Source organism: bacterium, assembly GCA_018812485.1.
In the GTDB taxonomy this organism is placed as follows: Bacteria; JAHJDO01; JAHJDO01; order JAHJDO01; family JAHJDO01; genus JAHJDO01.
In genome coordinates this window covers 40,030-60,589 of the sequence record JAHJDO010000119.1, presented here as the reverse complement: position 1 = coordinate 60,589, position 20,560 = coordinate 40,030, and the positions used below count along the sequence as shown (strand labels likewise).

Here is a 20,560-nt window from a genome sequence, read left to right as displayed (position 1 = left end):
TAACTCGAAGAGTTATACACAGAACGGCAGTATCCACAAGGTGAAGAGAAGTAGCATAAACAATTTAGGAGATGACTGATAATTTACAGTCCTTAGGAGAGATTGATAGTATGAATTTGCATAAAACTTCTTGCATTACCGGGTTGGTTGGGTTGGTTGGGAAAATAGCTCGGCAATGTTGCGTAATTAGTATATAATATCAAATAACATGTTGAATATAAAAAAGATATCCTTATTAAGTATAGAACTGATTTTTCTATTATCTTTTACTGCAGGATGTGGAAGAACTAATCACTGGGAAATTAAAAACAGCCGTCCAGAGGGAACTAATATCATATGCTTTGGAAACAGTATAACTGAAGGTCTTGGAGCATCGGAAGGATGGGACTATCCATCTTTACTCAGTAAGAAATTAGGGCTGCCAGTAATCAACGCAGGAGTAGGGGGAGATACAACCGAAGATGCAATCAGAAGACTTCAAAGGGATGTGCTGGATATGGATCCCAAAATTGTTATTGTGGAATTTGGCGGCAATGATGCACTGAGAAAAACCGTTCCTATGGAGAAAACCTTTGAAAATCTGGAACTGATTATAACCAGAATTCAGGAAAAAGGAGCTTTGGGGTTAGTGCTTGGTATCCAGCCATCTTTAATGGGTACAAGTTACAAAAAGAGATTTGTGAAAATCGCAAAAAAACATGGCACGCTTGTTATCCCAGATATCTACGATAAAATACTTGGTAAACCTGATATGATGAGTGACCACATCCATCCCTCTGATAAAGGATATGAGCTTATTGCCGAGCAGGTATATGCTCTACTGAAGCAGTATTTGTAAATCTCAAACCACCCAAGACACACTTAGATTATTTTGTTATGAGAGCTATTTGAAAATGATATTTGCTATCCATCCCAAAATAATTACTTGCGGAACAGTTATGATAGGCAGCCATAGAGCCGTTTTTTTGCCAACATTATGCCATAGAAGACCTATCTCCGTATAGTCGGTTGCTACGCCGGCCATAAGAAATACAAGGCTGTTTCCAATAGCATGTGTTTGTTTGAATATCTCAAAAGCCATTGGAGCGGAGCCTTCGGAACATACTTCAATAACAGTGGCAACGAGTAATGTTACAAAAAGACCGCCAATAGAAGCGTTCATATAGTTCTGGAAAATGTGGGAAGGTATGTATGCTCCCGCGATAGAAGAAATCCCAATGCCTATAAGTATCCACCATAATACCATATTGCTCAGAGATATCGCTCCTTGATAAACTCCCTTTATATCACTTTGCAGGGTCTGCCGTGATAGTCTGTATTTTTTAAGCCGGTTTTTGATATCTTTTTTTATAGAGAAATCCTTATTGTATTCTAGTTGATTCATGTTTTTTCCAATAATATTTTTTCTCTCAAGTAACTGAAAGATAAAGCCTGTATTGATAGCAATTATAATTGCTGAAAAGACTATATATAGTGCTTTTATCCCAAAAAAACCTATAAGCATTATAGTCACGGCCACATTTGCCCATGGAGAAGCGAGTAAAAACGCGACAGTCGCAGCATTTGACGCGCCTTTTTTATGAAGCTGTATTGCGAGAGCCAGTATGCCGTGCGAGCAAGCGCTCATCAGAAAGCCAAGAAAAACAGAATAAAAAATAGTCTTTTTTTTCGGTTGCGCAAGGAGGTGCGAGACATATTCCCGGGGAACATAATGATCTATTATGCCGCCAAGAAAAAAGCCTAACAATATCGCCCACCATATAATTTTAAAATATTCCCACAGCGCAATTCTAAAAGGCTCAAGCAACGGAACCACGTAAGACAGGAAGACGACAGAAAGTAAGATCAAGACGACAATAAAATTTTTGTTTTTATAGATAGAGTTCTTTTGGTCTCTGCCACAGGAGATCGTGTCGCAGGTTAAAATATTATTTTCTTTTGCAAATTTGTTCATGCAGTTTTTACTGCAGAAAAAATAAGTGTTTCCGGCGTGTGTAATGCGTAAGCCGTCCTTTTCGTTAACCGTCATTCCGCAAATAGGATCCTTAGCCATATAAATTTATAAATCCTCAAATTACTAAAGGCATACTGTTTCGTTCTTTTCCGGTATCATGCTTTCAACATTAAGAGAAACCAGTCTTTCTTTCAACTTTTCAGATTGCTCAGGGTCGCCGTGGACAATGAACACCTTCTTGAGAGAATCTCTGGTTTCGTTAACATACTGAACCAGGTAATCACTGTCTGCATGTGCGCTAAAAGAATCAACAACAACGACCTCTGCCTTTAGTTCATACGGTCTTCCAAAAATGTTGACAGTCGGCCTGTCATGTTCAACAATCCTTCTTCCGAGAGTATTTTGAGGCATGTATCCTACAATAACGATGGTATTATATGGATTTTCTATATTGTTTTTTAGATGGTGAAGAATTCTTCCGTGTTCACATGTGCCGGATGCAGATATAATAACCATAGGGCCTCTTTTATTATGTAATTGCTTTGATTGTTCAACATCCTCTATGTATGTTATGTTCTCACTTGCAAGAGGGTCCATATCCTGAATTTCCTTGCTAAAGTAATCCCTGTTATTTTCAAAAACTTTTGTTACCTTCACAGCGAGCGGGCTGTCCACGTATATTGGTATCTCTTTTATTTTTCTTTCTCTCAAAAGCCGTGATAGGAAATATATAACCTCCTGAGTTCTTTCCAGAGCAAATGACGGGACAATAATCTTTCCACCGCGAGCTACGGTCTTATTCACAACTTCCATGAGCTTCTTCTCTGTTTCTTCTATAGGAGAATGTTTACGGCCTCCGTACGTGCTTTCAATTATAAGATAGTCAATATTTTTGGGTATTTCCGGATTTCCAATATACGGCAGATTCGGACGTCCAAGATCTACAGCGTAAGCGATACGTATTATTTTGCCATTAGCAGAAATATCAACTGTCGGTATAGAAGAGCCCAGGATATGACCTGCATCAAAGAATGTAAGCTCCATATCCTCTGTCACTCTCTGTTTTTTGTGATAATCAAGAGCGTAAAGATACCTCAAAGAATTTTCAGCGTCATATCTTGTGTAAAGCGCTTCTCTTGGCGGGCGTCCTCTTCGCAGGTTTATTTTATTCACATATTTTATATCTTCCTCCTGAATATGCCCGCTATCCGGCAGCATATACTGGCAGAGCTCCATTGTGGAAGGAGTCAAATATGCCTTTTTTCTGAACCCTTTATTTACAAGTGTTGGAAAATTTCCGCAGTGATCGATGTGGGCATGCGATATTATACAACAATCCAGATCCGATGGATTAATAGGGAACGTGGAATTTACAGCATAATACTCATCCCTGTGTCCGTGAAAAAGGCCGCAGTCTATGAGAACTGCAGATTTATCGGTAGTTGCTAAATGCATGGAACCGCTTACTGTTCCAACACCACCGCAAAATTTAAATTTTATTGCCATATATAACCTCCTGATATCTGTTTTATGAAATTTAAAAGATGGTCCTTTTGCCATGCACATGCTTTTTTATATAAAGGGAAATTCCTTTCAGTTTTTCTAAGTTCTTTTGGATGTCTTTGTATCCTGCCATTAACCATTTTTTGTTTAAATACCTCATGCAGCATTTCGTGATAAACTAAATAGTTAATGTAGTACGGGGGAACTTTTTTGGTATCGAGAAGCCGATTAATTCTTATAAGATTTTTTTCTGATCCTGTATCTTTCCATGTTCCCATAAGTCGTTTATTAGGTTTACGTGACCACGTGATATGAATATCCAGATTACCGCTGAAATATTCGCTATTTAGGTTGTTGTAAATTTCTCCAAGATTAAACACCTTGCCAACTGGATCTGGCAAGATTCCGCAAGTTTTTGATTTGCATACTATTCTATGCTGGTTTTGGGCTATAAAATTCCTTATTACTTTCCTGCACGCGGCACGTGTGCTTTTTCTTGTGAGGCGAGTGTATATCTTAAGTATTGCATCAAGAACATATTCAGGGGCATTTTTAAACATGTTATGTAATCGAATAGTATGTTTATTGAAATTTCTCTTACAACTGATCATAACTGCAGAGTTATTTGTATAGCGAAATGTTATTCGATTATTCAAAACTTTGATTTTTTGTTCTTGTCATCAGGCATCTATAAGCCTATTTTATCAGCAATCTCATAAAACTCTTTTTTATTTATGTCGTCTAAAGTCTTTCCGCGTTTTTTAAGCTGTTCATTAAACTTTATTGATTTTTCCTGCATTGTCTTATGCGTGTCTTCAGAACCGCCTACCAGATAGAAATTATAGCCTTTTGTAAACCGCTTATGACCATCCTTATTATCAAGACCTAATCCAAGTAGTATCTTTCTCCAGTTTTTCTCTCTGACCATGTCCCTTCCATATCCTTTCAGTATTAAAGGCAGTTATATTTAACACTTTTTCAGGCTATAACTCAAGAAAAAATTACCACATTTTTAAATTGATTGACATTTAGGAACTGAATTTGCTATTATAAACATGTCTTCGGGGCAGGGTGAGAATCCCTACCGGCGGTAAATCTTTTTGTTGTTGAAGAAAGCCCGCAAGTTCTGGTTTCTGTAATTGTGCAGGGACAGGATTGATACGGTGAGAGACCGTGGCCGACAGTATAGTCTGGATGGAAGAAGATAGAGTTTGAGCTAGTTTAATCCCGAAGAAGTTCGGGATTTTTTTTGGTTTAGCTGTAGGAATTAAATGATTAACGAAGATATAAAATTTATGAAACTGGTTTTAGCCTTGGCAAAGAAAGGAGAGGGGTATACATCTCCTAATCCGATGGTAGGAGCACTTATTGTTAAAAATGGACAGATTGCCGGAAGAGGATATCATGTGCGTGCTGGAGCGAATCATGCAGAGGTTTGTGCTATTGAAGATGCTGGTAAAAAGGTAAGGCATGGAACATTGTATGTGAATTTGGAACCATGTGTGCATACCAATAAAAAAACACCTCCGTGTGTGCCGGCTATTATTAAAAATGGATTGAGCCGAGTAGTAATGGGGATGATAGATCCGAATCCATTAGTAAAAGGCAGTGGTATGCGAGCACTAGAAAGTGCCAATATTCAGGTTGTGTGCGGAGTTATGGAAAAAGAAGCAAAGGAACTTAACAAGGTTTATATCAAATATATAACAACTAAACTGCCATTTGTTACAGTTAAATATGCAATGAGCATTGATGGTAAAATTGCCACAAGAACAGGTGATTCAAAATGGATAAGCAATGATAAATCCAGAAGGTTTGTGCACAGGTTAAGAAGTATCTCTGATGCAGTTCTTGTTGGAGTAGGTACTGTTATTAAGGATAATCCTCGTCTTACACCAAGACACGGCGGTATTACAGATAGAATGCCAATAAGGATAATATTGGACAGTAGCGCAAGGATTCCTATAAAATCAAGAATTTTGGATACTAGAGAAGCAGTTACTATCGTTGCAGTTACAGAAAAAGCTCCTAACTCCAATGTAGCAAAACTGAAACAAATGGGGATTGAAATAATGTGTTGCAAAATGGATAAAAATAAAGTGGTTGATATTTATGACCTGCTTGTTAGATTAGGTAAAAAAGGCATTGCAAGCATCCTTGTTGAAGGGGGCTCAAGAGTGATATCATCATTTATAGAGAATGGAGCAATAGACAGAATTTATGCTTTTATTTGTCCCAAAATAATAGGGGGAAAGACGGCATTAGTTCCTTTTGTGAGCAGGGGAGTAAGTAAGATAAAAAATGCAGTTTCCCTAAAAGATGTTAGAGTCAGAAGGTTTAAAGATGATATAATGATAGAAGGATATCCGAACTGGTGATACCGGACTGGTAATATTATGTTTACAGGAATAATTCAGGAAATAGGTAGTATTCTTAGAATAAAAAAGAGTGCTCAGACGCGGGAATTTACCATTGCATCGAAAAGCATAGAGAGCTCAAACATAGGAGATAGTATTGCGGTTAATGGGGTTTGTTTAACTATTACAAAAATAGAGAAGAGAGATTTCTCAGTGGATGTAATTAATGAAACTTTACAGAGGACGAATCTTGATTTATTGCGTATGGGAGACAGAGTTAATATTGAGAGACCTCTACGTGTTGGAGATCAATTAAGCGGGCATTTTGTTCTGGGACATATTGATAATACAGGAACTATTATATCCACAGTTCTTGGCTCTGGGGGAATTCTTGAAGTAGAAACAAATGATGAGATTATGACCTATATTGTTGAGAAGGGTTCCATAGCTATTGATGGGGTAAGTTTGACAGTTGCTGGAGTTTATAAAAGGAGTTTCAAAGCCGCACTTATTCCACATACCATCAGTACTACGACATTGGGCAATAAGAAAAGAGGGAATGTAGTTAATTTAGAGGTGGATATATTGGGAAAGCATGTTGCAAAACTTATAAAAGAGAAGACTAAAAAGATAGATATGAATTTTTTAGAAGATAAAGGGATAACCTAAATATGGAAAAATATAAGTTCAATACAATACTGCAGGTAATAAAGGATATTAAAGAAGGGAAATTTGTTATTGTAGTAGATGATGAGAATAGGGAAAACGAAGGAGATCTAGTTATAGCAGCAGAGAAGATAACTTCAGACGGAATTAATTTTATGGCAAAGCATGGCAGGGGCCTAATTTGTGTTCCTATGACAGAAAAACGCCTGAAAGAGTTAAAAATTGACGCTATGGTGCCTGATAGTTCCGACCGGCTGGATACGGCTTTTACAGTATCAGTTGATGCAAAAAAAGGCATAACAACAGGTATATCGGCTCATGATAGAGCATTGACTATAAAAAGACTTATAGACTTCAAGACAAAGCCGGATGATTTAACAAGGCCTGGACATATTTTCCCTTTAAAAGCTAAGGCTGGAGGTGTGTTGGAAAGAGCCGGGCATACGGAGGCATCTTTGGACCTAGCAGAGCTGGCTGGATTATATCCCGCCGGTGTGATTTGCGAAATAATGAATGAAGACGGAACCATGTCAAGAGTTCCTGATCTTAGGAAATTTGCAAGACAATACGATTTGAAGATATGTACAATAGCTGACCTGATTAAATATAAGAGAAAATTTGGGAAATTAATCAGAAGGATTGTGGAGACGAAACTACCAACCAGATATGGGCAATTTAGGCTTATTGCTTATGAGAGTACGATAGATCACTCAGTCCATATCGCACTTGTAAAGGGAGATATTAAAAATAAAAAGAATGTGCTTGTAAGAGTGCACTCACAATGCTTAACAGGAGATATATTAGGATCTTTAAGATGTGATTGCGGGGAGCAGTTATCTCAATCATTAACAAAAATCCAAAAGCAAGATGAGGGAGTCCTTCTTTATATGTCTCAAGAGGGCAGGGGGATTGGCCTTGCAAATAAATTGCGTGCGTACAGCCTTCAAGATAAGGGATTAGATACAGTTGAAGCAAATGTAGAACTCGGATTTCATCCGGATTTAAGAGATTATGGAATTGGAGCTCAGATACTGGCGGATTTAGGACTGAAAACTATACGTCTCTTAACAAATAATCCGAAGAAGATTATTGGATTGCAAGGCTATGGACTGAAGGTTACAGAGAGGATTTCTATTGAGATTGAGCCAACGAAGTATAATAAAAAATATCTCAAGACAAAGAAAAAAAAATTGGGGCATATACTGAGACATATATAAAATGACAAAAAGGATTAAATTCGAAGCACAAAGCACGAAATACGAAACAATATCAAATGACCAAAATGCAAATGTTCAAAACAATGTTTTGAATTTTGAAAATTAGGATTTAAAATTTGTTTAGGATTTCGGTATTCGGATTTTATGTTTTTGTTGCATGTAGTTAGTTTTTAACAATAAAAAAAAGGGAGGGGTAAAAATGAAAGTGTATGAAGGGAAACTGGTTGTTGAAGGAAAAAAGTTTGGTGTTGTTGTATCAAGGTTCAATGAGTTCATTACATCAAAGATGCTGGATGCATGCATAGACACACTCAAGCGTCACGGCGCTAAGGATAAAGAGATAGCTATTACCTGGGTGCCTGGATCATTTGAGATTCCGTATGCAGCAGATAAGATGGCGAAAAGCAAGAAGTATGACAGTGTTATTTGTATTGGCGCATTGATTCGCGGAGGCACACCTCATTTTGACTATATAAGCTCACAGGTAACAAAGGGAATAGGTCAAGTCTCTCTCTCTACAGGAGTGCCTGTGATATATGGTGTAATTACCTGCGATACATTGGAGCAGGCAATTGAAAGAGCAGGAACAAAATCCGGAAACAAGGGCAGGGACGCTGCTCTCTCAGCAATTGAAATGGTGAATCTGTTTGATGAGATAGGAAAGTAAATGGGAAGTAGGAGAAAAGGAAGGGAACTTGTTCTGACATTGTTATATAGAACCGAGTTTTCTAGTGATAAGAATATAAAGCGGGCTATAGAAAATATTATCAAGCTTGACCCGACGGGTCTTGATGTTGAACAATATGGATCAGATACAAGAGATTTTGCAGAAGATTTATTTAGAGGAGTACTTGCAAATAGAGAGATAATCGATAAACTTCTTGAGAAGTATCTGGAGCACTGGGAGATAAGCAGAGTAGCAGTTATAGATAAAAGCATAATAAAAATGGCTATATATGAGATACTCTTTAGAGATGATATTCCTGATGTCGTATCCATTGATGAAGCAGTGGAACTGGCCAAGAAATATAGTACAGAGAATAGTGGAGGATTTGTTAACGGAATTCTTGACAGGATAAGAAAAGATAAAAGGGAAATATTGAAATCTATAAATGAATAGAAATAAAATTGAGGAAATAGCCCTCTGGCTCAGCACAGGATTTCTGGCATTTCTCGTTCTATTTAGGCCATTGGTCTCCGGAATAAGCTATCCCTGGTCGAATACTGTATGTCAGCTTACTATTTTACTAATTTTAGCAGTTTGGCTTACCAAGTGTGTCTGGCTGGGTAAATTTAGTCTGGTTAAAACATCCTTATATATTCCAATATTAAGTTTTGCTTTTTTCATTATTTTGTCCTGTATATACTCAGTTAATCTTAATGCCAGCTTAAAGCAAACCTATATTATTATTCCAAATATCTTATTGTGTTTTTTAGTTGTAAATACTATTAAGGAAAGGAAGCAGGTTTTTATAATCGCAGCATGTCTGGTAATAGCAACGACCATTGTTTCTCTCTATGGTATATATCAGTATTTCTGGGGATTAGAGGAGACAAGAAGCTGGATTCTTCAGCAGAATATGCAATTTCATCCGGACTTTTCTTCCAGATTAAGTGTTAATCATGCTTTTTCAACTTTTGTTTATCCCAACGCTCTAGCAGGATATCTCTTATTAGTCCTGCCTCTTTCTATCGCGTTATTTTTTATTTCTAAGTCTTTTTCTAAGTTGTTGCTTAGTATGGCAGCAGTAAGCGTTATTTTATGCCTTTATCTTACATATTCCAAGGGAGGATGGGGGATTTTTTTAATATTGGTCTTAGTATCAATTCTGATTTTGATGTATAGGAAATTCAGGCATAAGAAGATGTTTTATATAGTTTCAATATCAGTAATAGTTGGGCTGATTATATTCTCTGCGATGTTCCTGAAAATTATTGACAAAACTCATATGGTTTATGACACGTTAGGTTCATTTAAAGTAAGGTTAAATTACTGGAAAGCATGTCCCAGTATGGTTAGAGACTTTCCATTTGGCAGTGGTATAGGTACGTTTGGAAGTATTTATACAAAGTACAAGATTCCTCAGGCAAGAGAAGTGCAGCTTGCACACAATAGTTTTCTGCAGCTCTGGACTGAGATAGGAACGCTAGGTGTGTTGGGTTTTTTATTGGTATGGATTATGTTTTTTAGGAATTGGCAGAAAACGTTTCGCATTGCGTATACAAAGGCGCTAAGTATTGGTATGTATATGGGATGTGGTGCTTTTTTGATCCATAGTCTGGTTGATTTTGGTTTCTATGTGCCGGGAATATCAATGAATGTATGGCTGTTTATAGGAATGATAGAGGCCATGAAGACAAAAAGCAAGAAAGGCACAGATGCATCCCGAAAGCTTTCGGGATGCAGAGGCATGAAAATAGTATTTTCTATGTTTTTGGTTTTAGTTGTATGGGTAATATCTGTTATTTTAGTCAGACCATCAATTGCAGAGATACATAAGGACAGAGCAATTGATTATTTACGCAATAAGAATCTTGGACTTGCTGAAGAAGAACTTGAGACAGCAATTCGGTTTGATAAAACCAATGGTCAATACTACTCTCTATTGGGGAAAACATTAGAGCAGGAAGGCAGATTTGATGGAGCAACAGATTACTATAGAAAAGCAATAGCGCACAATAAATATATGCCGCATTATCACTTTGCTTTGGGAAAACTTCTTATTATGAGAGGCAAAGGAAACAGTGTAATGATAGAAGAAGGCATTAAAGAATTCGAAAAAACCGTAGAATTGTATCCGACAAAGCCGTTCTATTTAAAAAATCTTGCATATATATATAGGCTTATGGGCAGGAATGAGGAAGCGGGTAATTTGCTGCTAAAGGCAGAGCAGATGGAAAAAGAGCGTGAGTAACATGTACAAAGAGCGTATTAAAAAGCTAAGAAAGGAGTTGGGTAAGTCAGGACTCAAATTTTTTATTGTTACAAACATACGGAATTGTCTTTATTTAACAGGCTTTACCGGCTCTGAAGGTGTGGTACTCATTACTCCAACATTGGTTTGTCTTATTGTTGATTTTCGGTATATGGAACAGGCGCAGAAGGAGGCAAAAAATACAAAAGTCATTAAAAGAGAAGGGGCTTTACACTTGTTGTTACGAGATGTATTGAAGAAATATAAAAATGAAGAGATTGCTTTTGAGTCAGATTCCATAACCTTTAAACAGCATAAAGAGATAAAAAAATCATTACCACAGAATCGTCTTGTGCCAACATTGAATGTAGTGGAAAGATTGAGGGCTATTAAATATGGAGAAGAGATCGCTTCAATAGAAAAGGCAACAAGAATCAGTGATGAAGTGTTTAAACATATTTCAGGTTTTGTAAAACATGGTATGAGGGAAGTAGATATTGCAGAAGAGATTGAGTACACAGCAAAAAGAAAATGGTCATCTTGTGTGGGGTTTGATACAATAGTGCTTTCAGGAGAGAGAACATCACTTCCTCATGGGGCGCCATCGCAGGATTTATTAAAAAATGGCATTGTTCTTTTGGACTTTGGGTGTGTGTGTTCAGGTTATAACTCAGATATGACAAGAACCATATTTTTCGGGAAAGCAACAGTAAAACAAAAAGAAATCTACAACATTGTTTTAGAAGCGCAGAAAATTGCTATTCAGAGTATAAGACCGGGAATAAAAGCATCCTGTATAGATAAAGCAGCGCGTGATTATATAGCTGATAAAGGATATAGCGAATACTTTGGACATAGCACTGGTCATGGTGTTGGATTGGATGTACACGAGCTTCCTGCTGTATCAGCTGGGAGTAATGAAGTATTACAGCCATGTATGATTTTTACAATTGAGCCTGGCATATACATCCCGGGATGGGGCGGCATCAGGATAGAAGACATGGTGTTGGTAACAGAAGATGGATATAGAATTATAACAAAGTCATCAAAAGAAATAATAGAGATTTAGACGGGAGAAGAATATGATATCAATAAATAATATTAAAAACGGCAATGTGATAAAAATGAATGGGGAGTTGTTTACTGTCATTTATTTTCAGCATGTGAAGCCGGGTAAGGGCGGAGCGTTTGTGCGGACAAAATTTAAAAATTTTAAGACAGGCGCAGTGACAGATAAGACCTTCAGAGCTGGAGAGAGCGTAGAGGATGTTCGTATTGAGGAAAAGAAGCTGCAGTATATTTATAATTCAGGAGACGATTACTATTTTATGGATCTTAATACATACGAACAAATGCCAATAAGCAGGATAATCATAGGCGAGAATGCGGAATTTCTCAAAGAGGAATGCGAGTTAACAGGCATCTACTGTGAAGACAAACTTGTTAATGTGGAAATGCCAAACTTTGTAAACTTAAAAGTTACCGACACATCGCCCAGCAAAAAGGGAGACACAGCTTCAGGTGGATCTAAGCCTGCAACTCTTGAGACAGGGGCTGTTATACAAGTTCCTGTTTTTATAAACCAGGGGGATATGCTAAAAATTGACACAAGAACTCGAAACTATATGGAAAGAGTTTAGCCCTTTTATTTTGACAAATATTGGTTGAAACAATATAATCCAGAGGTAAGGAGGCGAATAATGAATATTAAAGAGTTAAAGGAAATTATTGCGATATTTCAAGAGGCGGATATAGAAGAACTTGAAATAGAGAGAGAGGATGCAAAGATCAGGCTTAAGCGGCACTCAGAACCTGAAGTAAGGCATATAGCAGCACAACCGCATATATCAGTTGCAGAATCAATTGGACCAGATATAGGCAAAGTTGAAGAGAAAAATGAAGGGCTTGTTGAGATTAAAACTCCAATGGTAGGGACATTTTATAAAGCACCAGCTCCAGATGTAGACCCATTTGTCGATATTGATTCAAAGGTGACTGAAGATACAGTTGTATGTATAATTGAAGCAATGAAGTTGATGAATGAAATAAAGGCTGATGTTAACGGACGGATAGTAAAGATACTTGTTAATAATGGCCAGCCTGTAGAGTTTGGACAGACTTTGTTTCTAGTAAAACCAGAATAGGGATTTTAAGTATATGTTTTCTAAAATACTCATTGCAAATAGAGGCGAAATAGCTGTCAGGATTATAAGGGCGTGTAAGGAGCTTGGTATAAAGACTGTTGCTGTTTATTCTGATGTAGATGGGGATTCTCTGCATGTACAGTATGCAGACGAGGCAATATGCATAGGTCCTGCATCTTCGAAGGATAGTTATCTAAATATCCCGAGTATAATCAGTGCTGCTGAAATAGCAGATGTTGAAGCAATACATCCTGGATATGGATTTCTTGCAGAAAATGCGCATTTTGCTGAGATATGCAAATCATGTCAGATAAAGTTCATAGGCCCATCGCCGGAAATAATACGCTTGATGGGCAATAAGTCAGAAGCATTAAAGACTATGAAAAAGGCAGGATTACCAATTATGCCAGGGAGCGATGGGATTATAAAAGACAAAGAAGAAGCAGTGGAAGTGGCAAAGAAAATAGGATATCCTGTAATGATAAAAGCTTCTGCTGGAGGTGGCGGCAAGGGCATGAGAATAGCCCATAATGATGGTAAGCTGGTGAGCCTGCTTATGATTGCACAGGCAGAAGCAAATGCAGCATTTGGAAATTCAGATATATATATTGAAAAGTATCTGGAAGAGCCAAAACATGTAGAATTTCAGATATTAGGCGATAACTTTGGAAATATTATACATCTTGGAGAGAGAGACTGTACAGTCCAGCGCAGACATCAGAAATTAGTAGAAGAGTCTCCAGCTCCAGCAGTAACAGATGAATTAAGAGCAAAAATGGGAGATATGGCTGTAACAGGAGCAAAACAGGTAAATTACACAAATGCTGGGACTATGGAGTTTTTGCTTGGCAAAAATGGAAGATTCTACTTTATGGAAATGAATACAAGGCTGCAGGTAGAGCATCCAGTAACAGAGCTTGTAACTGGTGTTGATATTGTAAAGGAACAGATAAAAATAGCTGCTGGAGAAAAATTGCAATATACGCAGGACAGCATACAGCGACGTGGATGGGCAATAGAATGCAGAATAAATGCTGAAGATGTTAAAAATGGATTTTTACCATCACCAGGTGTAATTACAGGTTATCATTCCCCGGGTGGTCCAGGAATAAGAGTGGATAGTTACGTGTATAATAGCTACTCTGTACAGCCATTTTACGATTCACTAATAAGTAAATTAATTGTGCTGGCAGAGGATAGAAGTCAGGCCATTGAAAGAATGCAGAGGGCATTGGATGAATATGTAATAAATGGCATAAAAACAACCATTGATTTTCATAAACTGGTTTTTAGCGACACTGCTTTTCAAAAAGGAGTCATATCCACTGATTTTGTGGAAAATTTATTAAAAAAAGAACAAAAATGAAGGGAGATGTTATGGAAGAAGAACGTGGAGTAAAGAATAGTTTGGGAACAGTCAGGATAAACAATGAAGTAGTAGCAGTCATTGCAGGTATGGCGGCTACAGAGATTCCGGGCGTTACCTGTATGAACGAGGGTATTGTTGGAGGGATTACGGAGATATTTGGTAAAAAAGGCGCGGACAAAGGTGTGAAGGTAGAGATTGGGGAAAAAGAGGTTAACATTACACTGGCTATTGTTGTTAAGTACGGGGTGCAGATTCCTGAAGTGGCTCTGCAGATTCAGCAAAATGTGAAGAAGCAGGTTGAGAAAATGAGCGGACTTGCCGTGTCAAAGGTCAATATTAATGTGGGAGGTATTCATTTCCCTAAAGAGAAAAAAGAATCTGTCAAACAGGACAAAGTAAAGGAGAAGAAATGAGTGATCAGGGAATAGGCACTAGACTAATTGCGGCATTTTCGATTCTTGTGCTTTTAATTGTCGGGTTGCTTCTTGTTATGTTTTATATCTCGCCACAGGTTTTTATTGAAGATGGTTATAAAGCACTTGGAGAATTTTATGCGGACAAGGATATAAAGATGGCCATTGGTTGTACAGGGGCACTATTTGTGCTTTTAAGTATAATTCAGATTTGTGTCTCGTGTTTCAGGCTGAGGAAAGAGCAGGCGTTTTCGTTTGAGAATTCTAACGGAAAAGTAAAGGTTGCGTTTAGCGCCATAGAAGGGTTCGTAAGAAGACGAGGATTGGAAATTAAGGAAATAAAAGATCTTATTCCAAAGGTTTATATAACTAAAAACGGTTTGCAAATAAAGAGTAAGGTGATATTAAAATCAGATGTAGATATTCCATCCTCTACCAGTAAGCTGCAAGAGTCTATAAAAAACTATGTGGGTGATGTACTTGGTATTAAGGATCTTACCTCCGTAGAAATATATGTGACTAAAATAGCTAAGTCTGAGGTCAAGAGAGACGAAGAGGACATTAAATGATGGAAGATTCAAAATTTCCGAAATGTTCTTTTTGCGGCAAGGCGCAAATGGAAGTGAGCAAGCTTGTTGCAGGAACAGATGCCTATATTTGTGACGAGTGCATTCTTCTTTGCAATAATATACTGAAACAGGGACAGAAACATCGTAGTGATGATGAGGAAAGAGAAATTTCTATACCAAAACCGGTAAATATAAAAAAGGCGTTGGATCAATATATTATTGGTCAGGAAAAAGCAAAAAAAATTCTGGCTGTAGCGGTTCATAATCACTATAAAAGAATAAAAGCCAGTGCTAAATTAGATGATGTTGAACTGGAGAAGAGCAATGTTCTTCTTATTGGGCCTACCGGATGTGGAAAGACTCTACTTGCCAGGACTTTGGCAAGAATCATCAATGTTCCGTTTGCCATTGCAGATGCAACAACTCTTACTGAAGCAGGGTATGTTGGAGAAGATGTTGAGAACATAATTCTGAAGCTTCTCCATGCAGCAGACTTTAATGTAAAAAAAGCTGAAAGAGGTATTATCTACATAGATGAAATAGATAAAATTGCTCGTACCACAGATAATATATCTATTACCAGAGACGTTTCAGGAGAGGGTGTACAGCAGTCCTTGCTTAAATTAGTCGAAGGCAGTGTTGCAAACATTCCTCCGCAGGGAGGAAGGAAACATCCTCAGCAGAAGTATATTCAAGTAAATACATCCAATATACTATTCATTTGCGGAGGCACATTTAATAGTTTGGATAAAATAGTCCAGGCAAGGGCAGGAAAGGGAACTATTGGGTTTAGAGGCAGTTCAAGAGCGGAGAAACAGGATATGTTGAAAAACTTACTGCCGGAAGATTTAATAAAATTTGGATTAATTCCTGAATTTGTTGGCAGACTGCCTATAATAGGGATTCTGAATAAATTGGATAAATCAGCTCTCATAGATATATTGATTAAACCTAAGAATGCGTTAACAAAGCAATTTAAAAAGTTTTTCTCAATGGAAAATGTGAAATTAACTTTTACAAAAGAAGCAATTTCTCTTATTGCTGAGCAAGCTGTTAAACTTGGAACAGGTGCTAGAGGACTGCGTTCTGTAATAGAAGATGTTATGCTCGAGATTATGTATGATATTCCTTCAAGAGAAGATGTTGAAGAATGTATTATATCTGGAGATGTGATCAATAAAAAAATCCCGCCTATTATTATAACCGGAAAGAAAACAAAAATTGCCTGATAGATTTCCTCTTATTCCCATCAGAGATATTGTTGTGCTTCCATATATGATAGTCCCGTTATGGATTGCCAGAAGCAAGTCTATTCTTGCTGTAGAAAAAGCTATGGCAGGTTCAAAGAAGGTCTTATTAGTAGCGCAAAAGAATGCTCATACAGAGGATCCAAACCCTGAAGATATATACGAAGTTGGAACAATTGGAGAAATCCTGCAGGTGGTGAAAAATCCGGATGGGTCTATTAAAGTATTGATAGAAGGCACAAATAGAGCAAAAATAATAAGATATGTCAATACAAGAGGAATATTTGAGGTAAAAACAGAAAAGATAAAAGAACCCTCCGAAAAGACGCCAGAAATAGAAGCCTTGATGAGAACAGTTATAAAATTATTTCAGAAGTATGGAGAATTAAATCCTAAAATACCCAGAGAGTTTCTAAGCTCAATTAATGATCTCAATCAGCCTGGTAGGTTAGCAGACGTAATTGCCTCTCATGTTAGAGTTAAAATGGAAGCCAAACAGCAAATTCTGGAATCCTTTCAGCATGAAGACAGATTGAAAAAAATAATAGAAATACTTATGGGAGAGGTAGAGATTCTTGGTGTTGAAAAGAAGATACAGGGGCGAGTCACAGAACAGATTGGTAAAACACAAAAGCAGTTTTATCTGCAGGAGCAGATGAAAGCAATAGAAAAGGAGCTGGGAAAAGGTTCAGAAGAGGGAGGCGAATTTTCTGAACTTAAAGTAAAAATAAAAGAAGCTAAGATGACAAAAGAAGCTGAAGAGAAAGCGAATAAGGAGCTTGAAAAGCTGACAAAGATGCATTCAATGTCACCAGAAGCAACTGTAATTCGTAATTATCTGGACTGGCTGATTGGGGTTCCATGGAGCAAAGAAACACAGGATAAATTGAACATAAAAAAGAGTGAGGAAATTCTCAACCAGGATCATTATGGACTGGAAAAGGCTAAGGAAAGGATACTGGAATTTCTGGCGGTAAGAAAGTTAGTAAAGAAGCTTAAAGGCCCAATACTTTGTTTTGTGGGACCGCCTGGTGTTGGAAAAACATCTCTGGGAAGATCCATTGCTCGCGCATTGGGAAGAAAGTTCATAAGGGTTTCCCTTGGCGGAGTAAGAGATGAAGCGGAGATTAGAGGACATAGACGAACATATATAGGAGCTCTGCCCGGGAAGATAATCCAATCACTCCGAAAAGTCGGTAGTAGAAATCCAGTCTTTCTACTTGATGAGGTTGATAAAATGAGCGTTGATTTTCGCGGGGATCCGTCTTCGGCATTGCTTGAAGTACTAGACCCTGAACAGAATCATGAATTTAATGATCACTATCTTGAAGTGGATTTTGATCTTTCGAATGTATTATTTATAGCAACGGCAAATGTTATTCATAATATCCCTTCTACACTACTTGATCGTTTTGAAGTAATAAATTTTTCAGGCTATACAGAGATAGAGCAGGTAAAAATAGCAAACCAGTTTTTAATAACAAAACAGCTAAAAGCCAATGGGTTGAATAGTAACTTGCTTGAAATTTCAGATAAAACCATTCTCAGTATAGTGAGACACTATACACGCGAAGCTGGAGTGAGGAATTTGGAGAGAGAGATTGCATCTATATGTAGAAAAACAGCAAAACTGATTGTTGAAAAAAAGAGGACAAAAAAAATAAAAGTACTTCCATGTAATCTTTCTGATTTTCTGGGAAATAAAAAATTCAGATATAATAAAGGAAAGGAAAAAGAAGAAATTGGAGTTGTCACTGGTCTTGCATGGACAGAGGTTGGAGGAGAGATATTATCAATAGAGGTTGCTGTAATGGCTGGAAAAGGAGAGCTTATTTTAACAGGTCAGTTAGGAGATGTTATGAAGGAGTCCGGCCAGGCATCGCTCAGTTTTATTCGCTCTAAAGCAAAAGAACTTGGTCTGGCAAAGAATTTCTATAAGAACATTGACATACATATTCACGTTCCTGAAGGAGGCATCCCAAAGGATGGTCCTTCCGCAGGTGTTGCAATGGCAGTTTCTCTGGCTTCTGCACTTACTAAGAAACCCGTTAAGAAGGATATTGCCATGACAGGAGAAATAACGCTCAGGGGAAACGTCCTGCCGGTAGGAGGTATAAAATCCAAAGTTCTGGCAGCTCACAGAAGCAATATAAAGACAGTTATTCTGCCGCAGGAAAATAAAAAGGATCTTGATGATATTCCTTTAAATGTAAGAAAAAAGATAAAATTCTTTTTTGTAAAAAATACTGATCAGATCTTTAAAAAGGTGGGGATTTTAAAATAAGCGAAAGGGTTATAATGCAAGAGAAATATACGGAATTGCTTAAGAAAAAATGCACAGAAACAAGTTATAGAAAGCTAATGGCATTGGATAATGCGAAACTTCATGATTTTGTTGGAAAGTATGCAGAGCTTTGTAATCCTGATTCGGTTTTTATTGGCGATGATTCTGATGAGGATGCTCAATATATAAGGAACAAGGCATTAGAAATCGGAGAGGAAAAAAAGCTTGCAATTCAGGGACATACAATTCATTACGACGGTTACAATGATCAGGCGCGGGATAAAGCGCAGACTAAATATCTTCTTTCTGAAGGAATGGAGCTCGGAGCCACTCTTAACACAATAGACAGAGAAGAAGGGATAAGAGAAGTCCATGAATATCTAAAAAACAGTATGGCTGGAAAGGAGATGCTGGTTTTATTTTTCTGTCTTGGGCCAACCAATTCTGAATTCTCTATACCATGTGTTCAGATAACTGATTCCAGTTATGTTGCGCATTCAGAATATATTCTCTACAGGAAAGGATACAAGCAGTTTGAAAGAATTGGCAATTCTGAGGATTTCTTCAGGATTATGCATAGTGCTGGTGCTCTGAAAGATATGGTAAGCAAAGATGTAGACAAACGCAGAGTATATATAGATCTTGAGGAGAACATTGTATACAGCACAAATACTCAATACGCAGGTAACACAGTTGGACTTAAAAAGCTCTCTCTAAGACTTGCTATTCACAAGGCATCAGGAGAGGATTGGCTTGCTGAACACATGTTAGTTATGGGGGTGCATGGTCCGGATGGAAGAGTCACCTATTTCACCGGAGCTTATCCAAGCGCCTGTGGAAAAACATCTACTGCTATGATGAGAGGTGAGAGCATTGTAGGTGATGATATAGCATATTTAAGACAGAGGAATGGTAAAGTCTATGCAGTAAATGTTGAGAGCGGAATATTTGGGATTATTCAGAATGTTAATGCAAAGGATGATCCTTTAATATGGGAAGTTTTAACATCCCCTAATGAAGTGATCTTCTCTAATGTTCTTGTAACGGAAGATAAAACTCCTTTTTGGCTTGGAGACCGCAGAGAAATACCTGAGAAAGGGATTAACCATTCAGGGGAATGGTTAAAAGAGAAAAAAGATTCAAAAGGCAATGAGATTACACATTCTCATAAAAATGCAAGATATACAGTTACGCTTCGTTCTCTTAAAAATCTGGATACTAAACTGGATGATGCCCGAGGAGCACAAACAAAAGGAATAATCTATGGCGGAAGAGATTCAAGCACTTGGTCTCCTGTCCAGCAGTCTTTTGATTGGGCCCATGGAGTAATAACAATGGGTGCGTCTCTGGAATCAGAGACTACATCCGCAACATTAGGAAAGGAAGGCGTCAGGCAGTTCTGTCCTATGTCAAATCTTGATTTTGTTTCTATCCCACTTGGCAAATATATTAGAAATCATCTTAAATTTGTAGATTCCGTAGATTCTCCTCCAACGATTTTTGCAGCAAATTACTTTCTTAAAGACAGTAAAACCGCTGAATATGTGACAGGTATGCAGGATAAGCGTGTATGGATTAAATGGATGGAATTGCGGGTTAATAATGATGTAGATGCAATCAAAACTCCAACAGGTTATATCCCGAAATACGAGGACCTTAAAAAGTTATTCAAACAAGTTCTTGATATCGATTACGCAGAAGAAGACTATATAAACCAGTTTACTTTGAGAATACCCGAAAATCTGGAAAAGATTGAGAGAATCACAGAGATATATAAAACAAAGGTCTCAGATACCCCGAACATTCTTTTTAGCATTCTTGAAGAGCAGAAGAAACGGCTGAAAACTGCGCAGGAAAAATACGGAGATTATGTAGCTCCGAAGGTTTTCTGCAAATAACGCAGATATCTGTGGCAGGTTAGT

Annotated in this window: 20 protein-coding genes and 1 riboswitch; of the genes, 16 read left to right on the top strand and 4 right to left on the bottom strand. The window is 37.6% G+C overall.

What is annotated here, in order from left to right:
* Nucleotides 1-208: 208 nt before the first annotated feature.
* Nucleotides 209-838, top strand: coding sequence for an arylesterase (locus tag KKC91_10015; GenBank protein MBU0478887.1), 630 nt, complete (start codon nt 209-211; stop codon nt 836-838).
* A 45-nt stretch (nt 839-883) separates the two neighbouring features.
* On the opposite strand, the gene KKC91_10010 is transcribed toward KKC91_10015, so the two are convergent.
* The 4 genes from KKC91_10010 to KKC91_09995 all read right to left on the bottom strand — a co-directional run bounded on the left by KKC91_10010 (nt 884) and on the right by KKC91_09995 (nt 4,385).
* Nucleotides 884-2,053, bottom strand: coding sequence for a permease (locus KKC91_10010; protein ID MBU0478886.1), 1,170 nt, complete (start codon nt 2,051-2,053; stop codon nt 884-886).
* 24 nt (nt 2,054-2,077) lie between these two features.
* Nucleotides 2,078-3,460, bottom strand: a complete 1,383-nt coding sequence (locus tag KKC91_10005; protein MBU0478885.1) for an MBL fold metallo-hydrolase — start codon at nt 3,458-3,460, stop codon at nt 2,078-2,080.
* Nucleotides 3,451-4,068, bottom strand: coding sequence for a hypothetical protein (locus KKC91_10000; GenBank protein ID MBU0478884.1), 618 nt, complete (start codon nt 4,066-4,068; stop codon nt 3,451-3,453). The genes KKC91_10005 and KKC91_10000 overlap by 10 nt, the downstream gene beginning before the upstream one ends.
* 77 nt (nt 4,069-4,145) lie before the next feature.
* Entirely contained in the window at nt 4,146-4,385 is a 240-nt protein-coding gene (locus KKC91_09995) for a hypothetical protein (protein MBU0478883.1), read from the bottom strand.
* Nucleotides 4,386-4,510: 125 nt separating this feature from the next.
* Nucleotides 4,511-4,667, top strand: a riboswitch (FMN riboswitch).
* Between the two features lie 61 nt (nt 4,668-4,728).
* Between KKC91_09995 and ribD the strand changes: the two genes are divergently transcribed.
* From ribD to KKC91_09920, 15 genes are all read left to right on the top strand, one after another.
* Nucleotides 4,729-5,835 carry a bifunctional diaminohydroxyphosphoribosylaminopyrimidine deaminase/5-amino-6-(5-phosphoribosylamino)uracil reductase RibD gene (gene ribD / locus KKC91_09990; GenBank protein MBU0478882.1) on the top strand — a complete coding sequence of 369 codons (1,107 nt, stop codon included), beginning with the start codon at nt 4,729-4,731 and terminating at the stop codon, nt 5,833-5,835.
* Nucleotides 5,836-5,853: 18 nt separating this feature from the next.
* Nucleotides 5,854-6,483: a riboflavin synthase gene (locus KKC91_09985; GenBank protein ID MBU0478881.1), complete on the top strand. Its 630-nt coding sequence runs from the start codon at nt 5,854-5,856 to the stop codon at nt 6,481-6,483.
* A gap of 2 nt (nt 6,484-6,485) precedes the next feature.
* A complete protein-coding gene (locus KKC91_09980; protein MBU0478880.1) occupies nt 6,486-7,697 on the top strand; it encodes a bifunctional 3,4-dihydroxy-2-butanone-4-phosphate synthase/GTP cyclohydrolase II in 1,212 nt (403 codons plus the stop codon).
* 199 nt (nt 7,698-7,896) lie between these two features.
* On the top strand, nt 7,897-8,364 hold the full coding sequence (ribE, locus tag KKC91_09975) for a 6,7-dimethyl-8-ribityllumazine synthase (protein ID MBU0478879.1): 468 nt from the start codon (nt 7,897-7,899) through the stop codon (nt 8,362-8,364).
* Nucleotides 8,365-8,817 (top strand): transcription antitermination factor NusB, encoded by a 453-nt coding sequence (nusB, locus tag KKC91_09970; GenBank protein MBU0478878.1) that lies wholly within the window; start codon nt 8,365-8,367, stop codon nt 8,815-8,817. It abuts the gene before it with no gap.
* Nucleotides 8,810-10,612 (top strand): O-antigen ligase family protein, encoded by a 1,803-nt coding sequence (locus tag KKC91_09965; protein ID MBU0478877.1) that lies wholly within the window; start codon nt 8,810-8,812, stop codon nt 10,610-10,612. Before nusB ends, KKC91_09965 begins: the two co-directional genes overlap by 8 nt.
* Nucleotides 10,605-11,681, top strand: coding sequence for a Xaa-Pro peptidase family protein (locus tag KKC91_09960; GenBank protein MBU0478876.1), 1,077 nt, complete (start codon nt 10,605-10,607; stop codon nt 11,679-11,681). Before KKC91_09965 ends, KKC91_09960 begins: the two co-directional genes overlap by 8 nt.
* A 13-nt stretch (nt 11,682-11,694) precedes the next feature.
* On the top strand, nt 11,695-12,252 hold the full coding sequence (gene efp, locus KKC91_09955; GenBank protein MBU0478875.1) for an elongation factor P: 558 nt from the start codon (nt 11,695-11,697) through the stop codon (nt 12,250-12,252).
* Nucleotides 12,253-12,312: 60 nt separating this feature from the next.
* On the top strand, nt 12,313-12,756 hold the full coding sequence (gene accB, locus KKC91_09950; GenBank protein ID MBU0478874.1) for an acetyl-CoA carboxylase biotin carboxyl carrier protein: 444 nt from the start codon (nt 12,313-12,315) through the stop codon (nt 12,754-12,756).
* Between the two features lie 13 nt (nt 12,757-12,769).
* On the top strand, nt 12,770-14,122 hold the full coding sequence (gene accC / locus KKC91_09945; GenBank protein MBU0478873.1) for an acetyl-CoA carboxylase biotin carboxylase subunit: 1,353 nt from the start codon (nt 12,770-12,772) through the stop codon (nt 14,120-14,122).
* Nucleotides 14,123-14,133: 11 nt separating this feature from the next.
* Nucleotides 14,134-14,538 carry an Asp23/Gls24 family envelope stress response protein gene (locus KKC91_09940; GenBank protein ID MBU0478872.1) on the top strand — a complete coding sequence of 135 codons (405 nt, stop codon included), beginning with the start codon at nt 14,134-14,136 and terminating at the stop codon, nt 14,536-14,538.
* On the top strand, nt 14,535-15,107 hold the full coding sequence (amaP, locus tag KKC91_09935; protein MBU0478871.1) for an alkaline shock response membrane anchor protein AmaP: 573 nt from the start codon (nt 14,535-14,537) through the stop codon (nt 15,105-15,107). The genes KKC91_09940 and amaP overlap by 4 nt, the downstream gene beginning before the upstream one ends.
* Nucleotides 15,104-16,336 carry an ATP-dependent Clp protease ATP-binding subunit ClpX gene (gene clpX / locus KKC91_09930; protein MBU0478870.1) on the top strand — a complete coding sequence of 411 codons (1,233 nt, stop codon included), beginning with the start codon at nt 15,104-15,106 and terminating at the stop codon, nt 16,334-16,336. The genes amaP and clpX overlap by 4 nt, the downstream gene beginning before the upstream one ends.
* Before the next feature lie 46 nt (nt 16,337-16,382).
* Nucleotides 16,383-18,638: an endopeptidase La gene (gene lon, locus KKC91_09925; protein MBU0478869.1), complete on the top strand. Its 2,256-nt coding sequence runs from the start codon at nt 16,383-16,385 to the stop codon at nt 18,636-18,638.
* A gap of 14 nt (nt 18,639-18,652) precedes the next feature.
* Nucleotides 18,653-20,536: a phosphoenolpyruvate carboxykinase (GTP) gene (locus KKC91_09920; protein MBU0478868.1), complete on the top strand. Its 1,884-nt coding sequence runs from the start codon at nt 18,653-18,655 to the stop codon at nt 20,534-20,536.
* Nucleotides 20,537-20,560 lie beyond the last annotated feature (24 nt).